At 72.7% G+C, this 13,330-nt stretch carries 15 protein-coding genes; 8 read left to right on the forward strand and 7 right to left on the reverse strand.

The annotated features are described in order from the left end of the window. Positions 1-8 precede the first annotated feature (8 nt). The 4 genes from ACH4ZX_RS01275 to ACH4ZX_RS01290 form a co-directional block, all read right to left on the reverse strand. Entirely contained in the window at positions 9-728 is a 720-nt protein-coding gene (locus ACH4ZX_RS01275; protein WP_398265581.1) for a TetR/AcrR family transcriptional regulator, read from the reverse strand. A gap of 156 nt (positions 729-884) precedes the next feature. Then, positions 885-1,574 (reverse strand): HAD family hydrolase, encoded by a 690-nt coding sequence (locus ACH4ZX_RS01280; RefSeq protein ID WP_398265584.1) that lies wholly within the window; start codon positions 1,572-1,574, stop codon positions 885-887. A gap of 38 nt (positions 1,575-1,612) precedes the next feature. Then, complete coding sequence (locus ACH4ZX_RS01285; protein WP_398265587.1) at positions 1,613-2,284, reverse strand: phosphatase PAP2 family protein; 672 nt, start codon at positions 2,282-2,284, stop codon at positions 1,613-1,615. A gap of 198 nt (positions 2,285-2,482) precedes the next feature. Then, a complete protein-coding gene (locus ACH4ZX_RS01290; protein ID WP_398265590.1) occupies positions 2,483-3,025 on the reverse strand; it encodes a DUF5134 domain-containing protein in 543 nt (180 codons plus the stop codon). A 161-nt stretch (positions 3,026-3,186) separates the two neighbouring features. On the opposite strand from ACH4ZX_RS01290, the gene ACH4ZX_RS01295 reads away from it, so the two are divergent. Then, positions 3,187-4,872: an FUSC family protein gene (locus ACH4ZX_RS01295; RefSeq protein ID WP_398265593.1), complete on the forward strand. Its 1,686-nt coding sequence runs from the start codon at positions 3,187-3,189 to the stop codon at positions 4,870-4,872. Continuing rightward, positions 4,869-5,408, forward strand: coding sequence for a MarR family winged helix-turn-helix transcriptional regulator (locus ACH4ZX_RS01300; protein WP_398265596.1), 540 nt, complete (start codon positions 4,869-4,871; stop codon positions 5,406-5,408). Before ACH4ZX_RS01295 ends, ACH4ZX_RS01300 begins: the two co-directional genes overlap by 4 nt. Before the next feature lie 80 nt (positions 5,409-5,488). Here ACH4ZX_RS01300 and ACH4ZX_RS01305 read toward each other — a convergent pair whose 3' ends face one another. Continuing rightward, positions 5,489-5,881 (reverse strand): VOC family protein, encoded by a 393-nt coding sequence (locus tag ACH4ZX_RS01305; protein WP_398265599.1) that lies wholly within the window; start codon positions 5,879-5,881, stop codon positions 5,489-5,491. A 70-nt stretch (positions 5,882-5,951) separates the two neighbouring features. Here ACH4ZX_RS01305 and ACH4ZX_RS01310 point away from each other — a divergent pair, with 70 nt between their 5' ends. Continuing rightward, positions 5,952-6,506, forward strand: a complete 555-nt coding sequence (locus ACH4ZX_RS01310) for a GNAT family N-acetyltransferase (RefSeq protein WP_398265602.1) — start codon at positions 5,952-5,954, stop codon at positions 6,504-6,506. A 100-nt stretch (positions 6,507-6,606) separates the two neighbouring features. Here the strand turns inward: ACH4ZX_RS01310 and ACH4ZX_RS01315 are convergent, their stop codons facing one another. Beyond that, positions 6,607-7,290: a glycerophosphodiester phosphodiesterase gene (locus tag ACH4ZX_RS01315; protein WP_398265605.1), complete on the reverse strand. Its 684-nt coding sequence runs from the start codon at positions 7,288-7,290 to the stop codon at positions 6,607-6,609. Positions 7,291-7,594: 304 nt separating this feature from the next. Here ACH4ZX_RS01315 and ACH4ZX_RS01320 point away from each other — a divergent pair, with 304 nt between their 5' ends. The 5 genes from ACH4ZX_RS01320 to ACH4ZX_RS01340 all read left to right on the forward strand — a co-directional run bounded on the left by ACH4ZX_RS01320 (position 7,595) and on the right by ACH4ZX_RS01340 (position 12,342). Beyond that, entirely contained in the window at positions 7,595-8,992 is a 1,398-nt protein-coding gene (locus tag ACH4ZX_RS01320) for a DUF6421 family protein (protein ID WP_398265608.1), read from the forward strand. A 143-nt stretch (positions 8,993-9,135) separates the two neighbouring features. Next, a complete protein-coding gene (locus tag ACH4ZX_RS01325; protein ID WP_398265612.1) occupies positions 9,136-9,882 on the forward strand; it encodes an SDR family NAD(P)-dependent oxidoreductase in 747 nt (248 codons plus the stop codon). Next, positions 9,879-10,949 carry a threonine aldolase family protein gene (locus ACH4ZX_RS01330; protein WP_398265615.1) on the forward strand — a complete coding sequence of 357 codons (1,071 nt, stop codon included), beginning with the start codon at positions 9,879-9,881 and terminating at the stop codon, positions 10,947-10,949. The genes ACH4ZX_RS01325 and ACH4ZX_RS01330 overlap by 4 nt, the downstream gene beginning before the upstream one ends. A gap of 78 nt (positions 10,950-11,027) precedes the next feature. Then, complete coding sequence (locus tag ACH4ZX_RS01335; protein ID WP_398265618.1) at positions 11,028-11,621, forward strand: transglutaminase domain-containing protein; 594 nt, start codon at positions 11,028-11,030, stop codon at positions 11,619-11,621. A gap of 19 nt (positions 11,622-11,640) precedes the next feature. Continuing rightward, positions 11,641-12,342, forward strand: a complete 702-nt coding sequence (locus ACH4ZX_RS01340) for a B3/4 domain-containing protein (RefSeq protein WP_398265621.1) — start codon at positions 11,641-11,643, stop codon at positions 12,340-12,342. A gap of 11 nt (positions 12,343-12,353) precedes the next feature. Here the strand turns inward: ACH4ZX_RS01340 and ACH4ZX_RS01345 are convergent, their stop codons facing one another. Then, complete coding sequence (locus tag ACH4ZX_RS01345; protein ID WP_398265623.1) at positions 12,354-13,082, reverse strand: lysophospholipid acyltransferase family protein; 729 nt, start codon at positions 13,080-13,082, stop codon at positions 12,354-12,356. Positions 13,083-13,330: the final 248 nt, after the last annotated feature.

Consider the following 13,330-nt stretch of genomic DNA (forward strand, 5'->3'; position numbering starts at 1 on the left):
CGGTCGGGCTACTTCTGCGGATCCGGCTCCCTGTCGGACTGCCCGCCGTCGGACTGCCCGCCGTCCGGCTGCCCGCCGGTGGCGAAGTACCGTGACAGGTCCGTCTCGCACGGCGTGCCGCCGGACGCCGCCCCGGCATCCGGCGGGAAGCCCAACTCCCAGTCGAGCCGGTAGCGCTTGAACAGCTCGGCGCGCAGGGTCACCGCCGGCATCGGCACGTTCGGCAGCACCATCGTGTAGACGGCGCCCATGAGCAGCGAGCGCAGCATCGGATAGTCCGCGTCGACGTCCCGCGATCCGTGCCGGGCCGCCGTGTCCCGCAGCAGTTCCGCCAGGCGTTGCTGCTCCGGGCACTGCACGAAGCCCTCCGCCTGCAGCAGTCCCGCCATGTGCTGGCGCATCAGCACCGGCCGGTCCCGGGCCAGGCCGAGGATCGCGTCGATGGCCCGCGCCATCCGCTCGCGGCCGTCCTCGGTGCGCGGCTCCCGCTCCAGCCCCTCCTCCAGCGTGCGGTGCATCAGCCGGTGCACGGCGGACTGCACGAGCTGGCGTTTTCCCGGGAAGTAGTACGACACCAGGCCGCGCGCCGAGCCCGCCCGGTCCGCGATGTCGGCGAGCGTCGTGGCCTCGTAGCCGCGCTCTCCGACCAGCTCGACGGCCGCCTGCAGGAGCCGCTCCCGGGAACGTCTCCGCAACTCTTCATTGACCGAGGCGCTGCGCGGGGACATGCTGTAACTCCTGCGTTGACTGGCTGCCAGCCAACTATACTCAGCTGGTCCGCACCGGCCCCCAGAGGGCTGTTCAGGGCTGCCGTCCGTCTGGGGCGACGCGGGGGATCGTCTCAGGCGGGCGGCTGTTTCATTTCCAGCGGCCGGGCCCCGGGGTCAGCCCACGAGGTCCAGCACCGGCCGCAGTCCGTCCGGCCGCTGCCCGGCGGGCAGGTGGTCGACGAAGTGCACCCGGCACCCGAGCGCCGCCGCTCCGCCGTCCGCCCGCCGGTCGTCGCCGACCATCAGCGTCGCGGCCGGCTCGGCGCCCAGTGCCTCGCAGGCGGTCGCGAACAGCCGGGGGTCGGGCTTCTGGACGCCGTGCTCGTACGACAGGACGTAGGCGTCCACGTACCGGTCGAGGCCGTGCTCGCGGAAGACCGGGCGCAGGTCCCAGCCGATGTTGCCGACCACGCCCACGGCGATCCCGCGCTCGCGCAGCGTGCGCAGCACCTCGGGGGCGTCGGGGTAGCAGGTCCACGCCTGCGGCGTCATGTGCCGGTCGTAGAGGGCGTCGTAGAGCCCCGGCTCGGGGAGCGGGACCTGCCGGGCGAGCGCGGTGTAGGCGGCGCGGTGTTCCCCGGCGCTGCGGTCGCGCACCGTCCACAGTCCGGCCGCCTCGGCGGGCACCCGCTCCGGCGCCGACCCGCCCGGCAGCGCCCCCGCCGCCTCCAGGGCCCGCGCCGTCCGCGTCACCTCCGCCTCCGCCGGCGCGATCCCGGCCTCGTCCAGGACCGCACGCAGCCAGGACTCGGCGGACTCGATACGGAACAGGGTGCCGGAGAAGTCGAACAGCACGGCGGTCATGAGCGGATCCTACGGCGCGCCGGGCCCACCGCCGGGCCTCACGGACGCCACCGCTGGTGAGCCGCCACCGCCAGCGCCACGACCATCGCACCCAGCAGCCAGCCGCCCAGCACGTCCGACGGCCAGTGCACCCCCAGCCACACCCGGGTCAGGCCCACCCCGGCCACCGACACCACGACGACGGTCACCGCCGTACGCCACAGGGCGCGGCCCACGCCGTAGTGGTGGAGCAGCCACAGCAGGAGGCCGCAGACGACGGTGGCGGTCAGGGCGTGGCCCGAGGGGAAGGCCGCGTAGTGGGCGGAGTCGACGGGGTCCCGCCACACCGGCCGCGGGCGGTCCACCGCGGCCTTGAGGGACTGCTGCAGCACGGTGCCCACCGCGCTCACGGCCACCAGCCAGCCGGCCGTCCACCACGCCGAGCGCCGCCACACCAGCCACACCGCGACGGCCGCGCACAGCAGGCGCATCGTCGTCGGGTCCCAGACCCAGTCCGTCAGGACGCGGCAGACATGGGTCAGGCCGGGATCGTCGACCGCCCAGCGGTGGGTGGTGCGGGAGACGTCACCGTCGAACCCGGTCAGCGGACGCCAGCGGGCCGCGACCAGGATCAGCAGCAGCGCCGAGCACAGCGCGAGGACGGTCGCGGCGCGAAGGGCGGTACGCGGGGCCGCGGGACGGGGCGGGGAGTCGACGGACTGGGTGTGCATGGGCTGATCCTCGTCGACGTCCGGGGCGGGAGGCGAATGCCGCCTGGGATCCCGGCTACCCCGAGGCCCGCGATACAGGCCCGGACGCCACGCGCACCGGCGCCGCGGGCGGCACCGCACCGCTCTGCCCCGAAGCGGCCGGAGCGGCGCCGGCGACGGCCGCGAAGCGCGGACATGCCACGGCCGGCCGGCACCGGATCACAGGGCGACCAGCATCGCCAGCATCGCGATCCCCATCGACAGCCGGCACGCCCGCGACAGCTCCGGCCGGTCGCCCCACCCCGCCGCCGCGCTGCCCGCGCCGGCGGGTACCAGCCGGACACCGGAGCGCAGGACGTAGCCCGTGAAGTACAGCAGCAGGGCGCCCGTCACGAGCGGGACCCCCGAGGCGGCGCCGTGTTCCGTGTGGTGCCCGGGGGAGCCGGCCATCACGACCGCCATGTAGACCATGGCCGAGGTGCCGACCAGGTGGTGCAGATGGTGCACGCTGGTCCGCGCCGCCCACAGGGCGCGCAGCGAGGCCACGCCGAACACGCCCGCGTAGACCGGCCACGTCCACGCCGGCGGGCTGAACGCGGCCGCCGGCACGGCCATCGCCGCCATGCCGAAGCCCATCAGCGCCTCGCCGCCCGCGGCCCGGCGCTGCTCCTCGACGGTGCTGCGCATCCGCAGCAGGCAGTAGGCGCCGGTCGCCGCACACAGCGCGACCAGCAGCCAGCCGTACGAAGCCGCTCCGTGCACTCGCGCCTCCCCGCTCGACGGTGTCGGTGCCGGACAGTGCGTCGATGCCCTCGCGACGCGGCGCGCACGCGAGCGCAAGGGTGTACACGGGGAGCGCCGGACGGAGCACGGCAGGTCACCGTATGCGTTTTACGAGTAAAACACCTGCTAATCTTGTACGTATGATCAGTGCGCCTCCTGCCCCCGCGACCCCGCGCGTCCGCCGCCTCCCGCTCGCCGGCGTGCTGCGTGTGGGCCGGCCCTCGGACATCTGGTTCAAGCCCGCCCTGAGCGTGATCGTCTCCGTCGCGCCGCCCAACCTGCTCCTGCTGGCGCTGGGCCGGCTCGACCTGGCGATGTACACGATGGCCGGATCGCTGTGCGCGCTCTACGGGCACAACCGCCCGTACGCGGCCCGGGCCCGGGCGCTCGCCTGGGTGGTCCTCGGCATGGTCGGCGGCCTCGCCGTCGCCCTGGTCACCGCCTCCGTCACGACCGGCGCCGTCGTCCCCGTGGCCGTCGGCGCGCTGCTGGCCGCGGCGCAGAAGGCGCTGTGCGACGCGACCCGCATCGGCCCGCCCGGCAACGTGGTCCTCACCTTCATCACCTCCGCCTCCCTCTTCGCCCCGCAGACCCTCGGCCAGGTCCCCGGCCACCTCGCGCTGGCCCTCGCGGCGGGTGCCTGGGCCTGGATCGTCGGCATGGCGCCCGCCCCGGTGCGTCCGCACGGCCCGGAGCGCCGGGCCACCGCCCACGCCCTGAACGCCGCCGCCTCCTACGCCGAGAGCCACCGCGAGGACCCGCACGGCCGGGCCCGCGCCGCCGCGGCCGCCGCGGTCCAGGCCGCCCGGCACACCCTCCTCAGCCTCGGCACGCGCTCCACCGGCACCCGGCACGCCCTCGAACGGCTCGTCGTCCGCGCCGAGGTCGCCCTCGCCGCGCCCGCCGACACCGACCCGCGGCGGCTGCGCGACTGGGCCCGCGGCCTGCGCGGCACCGGCCGCATCCCGCAGCCGCAGCCCGGAGCGCCGCAGACCGAAGCCGACGAACTCCTCGGCACGGACGCCGAGCCGGCCGCGCCGCACCGCGCCTGGTGGCACCACCTCGGCCCGCTCGCCCCGATCGCCGCGCGCACCGCCCTGGGCTGCGCCCTCGCCGGCTACGCCTCCCTCGCCCTGGGCGTCGGCCGCCCGTACTGGGCCCTGGTCACCGCCGCCTCGCTCTACCAGGCCAACCTCGCCCTCACCTTCGGCAGGGCCGTCCAGCGCGTCGTCGGCAACCTGGCCGGCGTCCTCCTCTTCGCCGCCGTCGTACCGCTGGCCCACCTGGGGCAGGCGGCCCTGGTGCTGTGCTGCCTCGCCTTCAACTTCGGCGCCGAGGCGCTGATCGGCCGCAACTACTGGCTCGGCAACGTCTGCGTGACACCGATGGCGCTGCTCATCACCGAGTTCGCCGGCTTCCAGCAGCCGGGGCGGCTGATCACCGAGCGGGTGGCGGACACCGTCGTCGGCGCGCTGGTCGGGCTCCTCGCCGGGGTGGCCGTCACCAACCGGCGCGTGGCCGACCGCGTCGAGCCGGCCCTGACCGCCGTCGAACGCTCCCGCGAGCGCACGGCCCGCCTCCTCGCGGAACCGGCGCCCGCCCCCGCGGCCCTGGAGGCCGCCCGCCGCGGCCTCGCCGCCGCGCTGACCGACCTGCGCGCCACGGTCGACGCCGCGTCCGGCGAGTGGTGGCAGCGCGCGCTGCCCCAGGAGAGGGTGATGCGCGCCGAACAGGCCGGACACCGTACGCTCGCCGCGACGGTACGACGCCAGGGACTGCACCTGGACGGGGACAAGGCAACGAGCACGGAGGGCATTCGGCCATGACGGGGACCGCAGCGGGCGCACGGAACACGACCGGGGGCGACACCGTCTCGGCGGTGGTCCGGCAGTGGCGGGCCGTCCACCCGGAGCTCGACACCGGGCCGATGGAGATCATCGGCCGCATCAACCGCTGCTCCGCCCTCCTGCAGCAGGCCGAGGACGCCCCACTGCGCCGGGCCGGGCTCAGCCGGGCCGAGTTCGACCTGCTGGGCGCGCTGCGCCGCACCGGCCACGAACTGACCCCCAGCGAGCTGGCCCGCGAGACCTTCTCCTCCGGCGCCGCCGTCACCAAGCGCCTCAAGCAGCTGACCGAGCGCGGACTGGTCGAGCGCCGCGGCGACACCCGCGACCGCCGCGTCGCCCACGTGCGCCTCACGGACGCCGGCCGCGAGCTGGTCGACGGCATCCTCCCCGAGCAGCTCGCCTACGAGACCGCCGTGCTGTCCGTGCTCGACCCGCAGGGCAGAGGGGAACTCGCCGGCCTCCTCGGCGAACTGCTCGGCCGCCTGGAGGGCCGCCTGGACGCCCTGCGCGCCTGAGCCGCCACTGTTCCGCCGTAGCCGTAGCCGTAGCCGTAGCCTCACCCTTGCCGGGAGTGTTCCTCGTCGCAGTAGTCGGATCAGATGCCCGGCCGGTAGCGGATCGGGTGGTCGGCCGGCACCTCCACCAGGACGATGCGCGTCCCGTCCGGGTCCGCGATCCACATCTCGATCAGCCCCCACGGCTCCTTCACCGGCCGCCGCACGATCTGCACGCCCTCGCCGCGCAACTCCTCGTGGGCCGCGGTCATGTCCTCGACCTGGAGCCACAGCCGCAGGGGCGGGGACGGCGGGGTCTCGGCACGGCCCGAGACCTCCAGGAAGCCGCCGCCGAGGAAGTAGACCGTGCCGCGGTCCGGGCCGGTGCCGAACTCGCGGTAGACGGCGAGGCCCAGCTGATCGCCGTAGAAGGCGCGGGACCGCTCGGGGTCGGTGGGGCGCAGGAGGACCCGGCTGCTCAGTACGTGCACCATGCACCGGGAGCCTAGCGGCAGGGTTACTCTCATTCCTGCCCAGCCGTGCCCGAGAGTGGAGAAAGCACCCATGGAGACCGCTGAGACCGCCGCGTCCGCCGCCGGACTGACCTTCCGTGACGCCACCGACGCCGACGTGGACGTGCTCGTCGCGCTGATCGAGTCGGCGTACCGCGGGGACGCCAGCCGGGCCGGGTGGACCACCGAGGCGGACATCCTCCAGGGGCAGCGGACCGACCCGGAGGGCGTGCTCGAGGTCATCAAGTCGCCCGACAGCCGGCTCCTGACGGTGGAACGGGACGGCCGCGTCGTCGCCTGCTGCCAGCTCGAACACCGCGGGGACCACGCCTACTTCGGGATGTTCGCGGTCAGCCCGCGGCTGCAGGGCGCGGGCCTCGGCAAGGTGATCATCGCGGAGGCGGAGCGCACGGCCCGCGAGACCTGGGGCGTGAAGGAGATGCACATGACCGTGATCTCCGTACGGGAGGACCTGATCGCCTGGTACGAGCGGCGCGGCTACCGCCGTACGGGGAGGACGAGCCCTTTCCCGTACGGCGACGAGCGCTTCGGCATCCCGCAGCGGGACGACCTGGAGTTCGAGCTGCTGGTCAAGGAACTCGGCTGACCCCCGGGCCGTGAAGGCGGCCCCGAGGCCGTGAAATCGGCCCCGAGGCCGTGAAGTCGGCCCCGAGGCATCGGCCCCGGGGCTGTGGTGAAGCCGACTCTCAGGCCGTGAAGCGGCCGGTGCGTTTGATCTCCGGGAAGTCGGTGGTCACGCCGTCCAGCCCCAGGGCCCGGGCGAGCCGCAGGTGGTCCTGGGTGTTCACCACCCAGCCGATGATCCGCAGGTCCGCCTTGCGGGCCGCCTCCACGATCTCCAGCGTCAGCCGGCGGATGTTGAGGCAGACGGTCGAGGCGCCGGCCTCGACGGCGCGGTCCACGATGTCGGTGTGGTAGCGGCTGCCGATGAGAGCGGTCCGCACGCCGGGCACCAGCCGGGCGATCTCGGCGACCGCCTCGTCGTGGAAAGAGGACACCTCCACCCGTGGGACCAGGTCCCGGTCGAGCATGACCTGCGCCAGCGCCCGTGCCGCCCGCACGTCCTTGATCTCGGCCTGCAGCGGCGCCGCCACCGCGTCCAGGACCTCCTCCAGGACCGGGACGCGCTCCCCGCGCCCCGCGTCCAGCAGGCGCAGCTCGGCGAGGGTCTTCCCGGCGATCGGGCCGCTCGCGTCGGTCGTGCGGTCCACGTCGGTGTCGTGCATGACGACGAGCGCGCCGTCCTTGCTCAGGTGGAGGTCGAGTTCGATGACGTCGAGGCCGGCCTGCTCGGCGGCGACGAAGGACCGGAGGGTGTTCTCGGGTTCGACGCCCATCACTCCGCGGTGACCGATGGTGAGGAAGTTCAACGTTCGACTCGCTTCCCGTCGACGGCGGCTCGGAGCCCGCCCGGACCGGAGCGGGCGACCGCGCGGGCAGATCCGCAGCCTAGCCGCCCCGCCCCGCGTTGAACCCCGGTCGGCGAGCGGATTGCCGTCCCGTCCCGGCCGAGGGGTTCGGATACCCGGAATCGTCGCGTTCACCGTGACTGACAGGAAAAAGTTCGGTGACGGCGGGGGTTGGGCAGGATAATTTACTGAGGTCCCCCTTGCTGAGGGAAACCTCATGTGTATACCGTCTTCGTACGCGAGGTTCTCCCGTGGAGGATGAGACATGACGGAAATTCTTGTGCAGGCGGCTGTGGAGGAGCAGGTTCCTCCCGCGACCAGGGTGGTCGAGCACCCGGCGTGGCCTGTGCTCAAGGATGCCGTGGAGCTGATCCGGCCATGGCAGTCCAAGGACGGGTCGATCGACTTCGAGGCCGAGGGCGCCCCCGGCCGTGCGGACGCCGAGGCCGCCGTACGGCGTGTCGCCGCGGCGGTGGAGGAGCTCTCCGCGCTGCTCCCGCACGACCGCGCCTACCACGAGGCGCTGGTCAAGGACCTGGAGCGGTGGATCGTCGACGGCTTCCAGGTGCCCGACTTCCTCGACTCGCTGCTGGCCTTCCAGCCCGCCGCCAACCGGGTCGACGGCCTGCAGCACCTGGTCGTCTTCCCGATGTACACGCAGAACGGCAACCCCGACCGCAACCTGGAGGCGGTCGTGCTGCGCATGGTGTGGCCGGACTGGCTGGCCGAGCTGGAGCGCACCCGCTACGACAACCCGCTGTTCTGCGGCATCACGTTCGAGGACTTCACCTCCGGCTACGACACCAACTCCGCCGTGCTCTTCCCGGAGACCATAGCCGTGCGTGAGGCGCCGGAGCGCTTCACCTGGGGCGCGATCTTCTGCGACCGCGAGGCCGCCCGCTTCCGCCGCGTCACCGCGGCCGCCGTCGACATCCTCGGTGTCGAGCTGCCCGAGGACGTCGCCGCGATGGTCCACGACCAGAAGCGCTGCGAAGAGGCGTTCGTGCTGTGGGACATGATCCACGACCGCACCCACAGCCACGGCGACCTGCCCTTCGACCCGTTCATGATCAAGCAGCGCCAGCCGTTCTGGATGTACGGCCTGGAGGAGCTGCGCTGCGACCTCACCTCCTTCAAGGAGGCCGTCGAGCTCCAGGCCGAGGGCGTCCCGCAGGCCCGTGACGTGCAGTACGCGGTGCTGTTCGACCGCATGTTCCGCTTCCCGGTCACCGGCGAGCGCGTGCGCAACTACGACGGCCTCGGCGGCCAGCTGCTCTTCGCCTACCTGCACCGGCACGACGTCGTCCGCTGGACCGACAACAAGCTGTCGATCGACTGGGAACGCGCTCCGCAGGTCACCAACCAGCTGTGCGCCGAGATCGAGAAGCTGTACCGCGACGGCATCGACCGCCCCAAGCTCGTGCACTGGTTCGCCGGGTACGAGCTGGTCTCCACCTACCTCGCCCCGCACCCCGCCTCCCGCTGGGCCAAGGGTCCGCAGGCCCTGGACCTGAACCAGCCGCCGCGGAAACTCGTCGACGACGTGCTTCCGGACGAGTTTCCGCTGAGCATGTTCTATGAGGCCCTCTCCAAGAAGCTGAAGAATGTGATCTCCTCGACCAAGGGCATCACGGCGGAGAGTGCCGAGCGGATCGCCGCGTGAGCGATCGCGCCGTCCGGAGTGAGCCGGAGGGGCGCGTCAGCAGCGGCCGGGGCGGGAGCACACTCGCGCCCTCGCCGCCGACTGCGGCGCCCCTCCGGCGAGCGGGCAAGCAACAGCGGAACACTGCTCAGGAGGCGAAGAACATGGGGAACGGGGCTCTTGGCGGCGCGGTGATCGCGGTCGCCGGTGCGGGCGGACCCGCGGGGCGTGCGACGCTGCTGCGGCTGGCCGAGGCGGGCGCGACCGTCGTCGGCGCGGACAACGACCCCGAGCGGCTGGCGGAGGCCGTGGACGCCGCCCGGTACGCCTCCGGCGGCGCCACCGTCACCGGTGAGCCGGTCGATCTGCTGGATCTGGAGTCGACCCGGGAATGGGCCGCGCACATCGAGAAGGACTTCGGACGCGTCGACGGCCTGGTCCACCTCGTCGGCGGCTGGCGCGGCAGCGAGACCTTCATCAAGACCAGCCTCGACGACTGGGACTTCCTCGAACTGCTGCTCATCCGCACGGTGCAGCACACCTCCCTGGCCTTCTACGACGGCCTCCAGCGCAGCGACCGCGGGCGGTACCTGCTGATCAGCGCCGCCGGTGCTTCCAAGCCGACCGCGGGCAACGCGTCCTACGCCGCCGCGAAGGCCGCCGCCGAGGCATGGACGCTGGCGCTGGCCGACGCCTTCCGCAAGGCCGCGGGCGCCGAGGGCCCGACGTCGGCGGCTGCGATCCTGGTGGTGAAGGCGTTGGTGCACGACGCGATGCGCGCCGAGCGCCCCAACGCGAAGTTCGCGGGCTTCACGGACGTCAAGGACCTGGCCGAGGCCATCGTCGACGTCTGGAGCAAGCCCGCCGCGGAAGTGAACGGAAAGCGTCTGTGGCTGACCGAGCAGCCGTGAACCCCCCGAAGACCGACGCGCGCCGCCGGCACGACCCGGAGGTCCGCGGTTTCGCCAGTGACAACTACGCCGGCGCCCACCCCGAGGTGCTCGCCGCCCTGGCCCTGGCCAACGGCGGGCACCAGGTGGCGTACGGCGAGGACGTCTACACCGACAACCTCCAGCGGATCATCCGCAGCCACTTCGGCGCCACCGCCGAGGCGTTCCCGGTCTTCAACGGCACCGGCGCCAACGTCGTCGCGCTCCAGGCGGTCACCGACCGCTGGGGCGCGGTGATCTGCGCCGAGAGCGCGCACATCAACGTCGACGAGGGCGGCGCCCCCGAGCGCATGGGCGGCCTGAAGCTGCTCACCGTGCCCACGCCCGACGGCAAGCTCACGCCCGACCTGATCGACCGGCAGGCGTACGGCTGGGAGGACGAGCACCGCGCCATGCCGCAGGTCGTCTCGATCACCCAGAGCACCGAACTCGGCACCCTGTACACGCCGCAGGAGATCCGCGCGATCTGCGAGCACGCCCACGCCCGCGGCATGCGGGTGCACCTGGACGGTTCCCGGATCGCCAACGCCGCCGCCAGCCTGGACGTGCCGTTGCGGACCTTCACCAACGCGGTCGGCGTCGACATCCTCTCCCTCGGCGGCACGAAGAACGGCGCGCTGTTCGGAGAGGCGGTCGTCGTCATCGAGCAGGACGCGGTGCGGCGGATGAAGCACCTGCGCAAGATGTCGATGCAGTTGGCGTCCAAGATGCGTTTCGTGTCGGTGCAGTTGGAGGCCCTGTTCGCCAAGGACCTGTGGCTGCGCAACGCCCGCCACGCCAACGAGATGGCCCAGCGGCTGGCCGAGGGCGTGCGCGCGGTGCACGGCGTGGAGATCCTTCATCCCGTGCAGGCCAACGGCGTCTTCGCCCGGCTCCCGCACGACGTGGCCGAGCGCCTGCAGCAGCGGTTCCGCTTCTACTTCTGGGACGAGGCGGCAAGCGTGGTGCGCTGGATGTGCGCGTTCGACACCACCGAGGAGGACGTGGACGCGTTCCTGTCGGCTCTCAAGGAGGAGATGGCAGGCTAGCGCCCCTGTATGCATAGATATGCGGTCACCTGGAAAATCATTGACTCTCGGGTGATCGCATTCCTATGCTCTGCGGACATGGAGCTGATCCAGAACACCCCTGACCTGTCCGCGTATCTCGCCGCTGACGAGGTCATCGACCACCATCACCCGGTGGTGCGGAACGCGGCCGCACGGCTCGCCGGAGGCGTCGAGGATTCGTATGCCTATGCATGCGCCGCCTACGAATTCGTACGCGACGGCGTCCCGCACTCCGGCGACAGCGGCGATCCGCGCGTCACCTGGCGCGCCTCCGACGTCCTGGAGCTGCGCACCGGCATCTGCCACGCCAAGGCCCACGCCCTGGCCGCCCTGCTGCGGGCCGAGGACATCCCCACCGCGCTGTGCTGCCAACGGCTGCGGCATGACGACGGCGGCGGGTACGCCGTCCACGGCCTGGTCGCCGTCCGCTTCAACGGCGCCTGGCACCGGCAGGACCCGCGCGGCAACAAGCCGGGCGTGGACGCCCGGTTCTCCCTGGAGGGGGAACGCCTGGCCTGGGTCCCCGATCCGAAGTGCAGCGAGGTGGACTATCCGGTTCTGTATGCTGAACCGCACCCTGCTGTGCTCGGCGCGCTCCAAGCCGCGCCGGACCGGCCCTCGCTGTGGCGGAACCTCCCCACCGAACTCTGAGGCAAGGCGGACCAGGACCATGACCCTCACGCTCACCGTGTCCGACGAGGTGCGCGCCGTCGCACCCGGCTTCACCCACGTCGCGATCGAGGCGCACGGCCTGGTCAACGGCCCGAGCACGGAGGCCGGCGCGGCCCTCCTGGACGACGCGGCCCGGCGTCTCGCCGCGCGCCTGGACGGACGCCCGCCGCACGAGGACCCGCACATGGCCGCCTGGCGCGCCGTCTACACGGCGTTCGGCTCCAAGCCGTCACGCACCCGCAACTCCGCGGAGGCGCTGGCGAAGAGGGCCCTGACCGAGGCCGGCCTGCCCCGCATCAACCTGCTCGTCGACCTCTACAACGCCGTCAGCGTCACCCACCTGATCCCCGTCGGCGGCGAGGACGTCGACCGCATCGAGGGCGGCATGCGCCTCGTCCGGGCCGCGGGCGACGAGGACTTCGTGACCACGGCGGGCGGCGAGGAGGTCGTCGAGCACCCGGACGCGGGGGAGGTGGTCTGGCGCGACGACGCGGGCGTGACCTGCCGCCGCTGGAACTGGCGCCAGGGCCCGCGCACCCGGCTGACCGAGACCACCACCTCGGCGATCTTCCTCCTGGAGAGCCTGCCCCCGGTGCCGGTCGCCGACGTCGAGGCGGCGGCGCACGAACTCGCCGAACTGCTCGAGAAGTTCAGTCCGGGCGCGCGGATCGAGGTGCGCGCGCCGCGGTCCGCGGGCTGAACCGGCGCGCCTCAGTGCGACTCCGACTCCCGCACCTGCTCCGGGGTCGGGGCCGTGCCGCCCAGATGCGCCGGCATCCACCAGGTGTCGTCGGCGTCCTTGGGGCGCACCGGGTAAGCGCGCTGGGCGGCCTCCAGCAGCTCCTGGACGCGTTCGCGCAGGCGGCGGGTGATCGCCCCGGCGTACTGGTCGCGCGGGGCCTCCACCGGCTCGCCCACCCGGATCGTGATCGGGGTGTGGCTGCGCTTGAAGTTGCGCGGGTGGCCCTTGGTCCACAGCCGCTGGGTGCCCCACAGCGCCATCGGGATCAGCGGCACGCCCGCGTCCTGTGCGAGCCGGGCGGCTCCCGACTTGAAGCTCTTGAGTGTGAACGACTGCGAGATCGTGGCCTCGGGGAAGACCCCCACCACCTCACCGGACCGCAGCGAGTTCAGCGCGTGCTCGTAGGCCGCCTCGCCCTGCTTGCGGTCCACCGGGATGTGCCTCATCCCGCGCATCAGCGGGCCGGAGATCCGGTGGCGGAAGACGGACTCCTTGGCCATGAAGCGGACCAGGCGCTTCTGCGGGAGCGCCGCCAGTCCGTCGAAGATGAAGTCGAGGTAGCTGATGTGATTGCTCACCAGGACAGCGCCGCCCGAACGCGGGATGTTCTCCGACCCCTTGCAGTCGATCTTCAGGTCCCACGCCTTGAACAGGGTGAGCGCGAGGCCGATGACGGGACGGTAGACAAGCTCTGCCATGGACGGGGTGAGCCCTTCCTTCTCTGCCGGGCAAGGGATGTCCCGGCGGAAAGTTACGCTGCCGTAGGTTTACGGCCTGTGGCAGATCGTGCCCGAAGAACGGCCCGGGGGCCAGCCTAAGTGCCGGGGCGCGGCGAGATCCTCGTCACGCCCGCCCCGGTGGTCCACCCAGCGGTCCTTCCCGCCCTCACTCCGCGCGCACCGTCACCCGCCGCAGCAGCCGGCCGTACGGCGAACGCCCCACTCCG

Source organism: Streptomyces sp. NPDC020490 (assembly GCF_044335305.1).
Classification (GTDB): domain Bacteria; phylum Actinomycetota; class Actinomycetes; order Streptomycetales; family Streptomycetaceae; genus Streptomyces.

Excerpts from the sequence above, each read along its gene's own strand:
- ACH4ZX_RS01285 (WP_398265587.1), bottom strand. The coding sequence starts at position 2,284 with ATGCACACCCAGTCCGTCGACTCCCCGCCCCGTCCCGCGGCCCCGCGT.
- ACH4ZX_RS01335 (WP_398265618.1), top strand. The coding sequence starts at position 11,028 with ATGGAGCTGATCCAGAACACCCCTGACCTGTCCGCGTATCTCGCCGCT.
- ACH4ZX_RS01325 (WP_398265612.1), top strand. The coding sequence starts at position 9,136 with ATGGGGAACGGGGCTCTTGGCGGCGCGGTGATCGCGGTCGCCGGTGCG.
- ACH4ZX_RS01295 (WP_398265593.1), top strand. The coding sequence starts at position 3,187 with ATGATCAGTGCGCCTCCTGCCCCCGCGACCCCGCGCGTCCGCCGCCTC.
- ACH4ZX_RS01310 (WP_398265602.1), top strand. The coding sequence starts at position 5,952 with ATGGAGACCGCTGAGACCGCCGCGTCCGCCGCCGGACTGACCTTCCGT.
- ACH4ZX_RS01275 (WP_398265581.1), bottom strand. The coding sequence starts at position 728 with ATGTCCCCGCGCAGCGCCTCGGTCAATGAAGAGTTGCGGAGACGTTCC.
- ACH4ZX_RS01280 (WP_398265584.1), bottom strand. The coding sequence starts at position 1,574 with ATGACCGCCGTGCTGTTCGACTTCTCCGGCACCCTGTTCCGTATCGAG.
- ACH4ZX_RS01300 (WP_398265596.1), top strand. The coding sequence starts at position 4,869 with ATGACGGGGACCGCAGCGGGCGCACGGAACACGACCGGGGGCGACACC.
- ACH4ZX_RS01340 (WP_398265621.1), top strand. The coding sequence starts at position 11,641 with ATGACCCTCACGCTCACCGTGTCCGACGAGGTGCGCGCCGTCGCACCC.
- ACH4ZX_RS01305 (WP_398265599.1), bottom strand. The coding sequence starts at position 5,881 with ATGGTGCACGTACTGAGCAGCCGGGTCCTCCTGCGCCCCACCGACCCC.
- ACH4ZX_RS01345 (WP_398265623.1), bottom strand. The coding sequence starts at position 13,082 with ATGGCAGAGCTTGTCTACCGTCCCGTCATCGGCCTCGCGCTCACCCTG.
- ACH4ZX_RS01320 (WP_398265608.1), top strand. The coding sequence starts at position 7,595 with ATGACGGAAATTCTTGTGCAGGCGGCTGTGGAGGAGCAGGTTCCTCCC.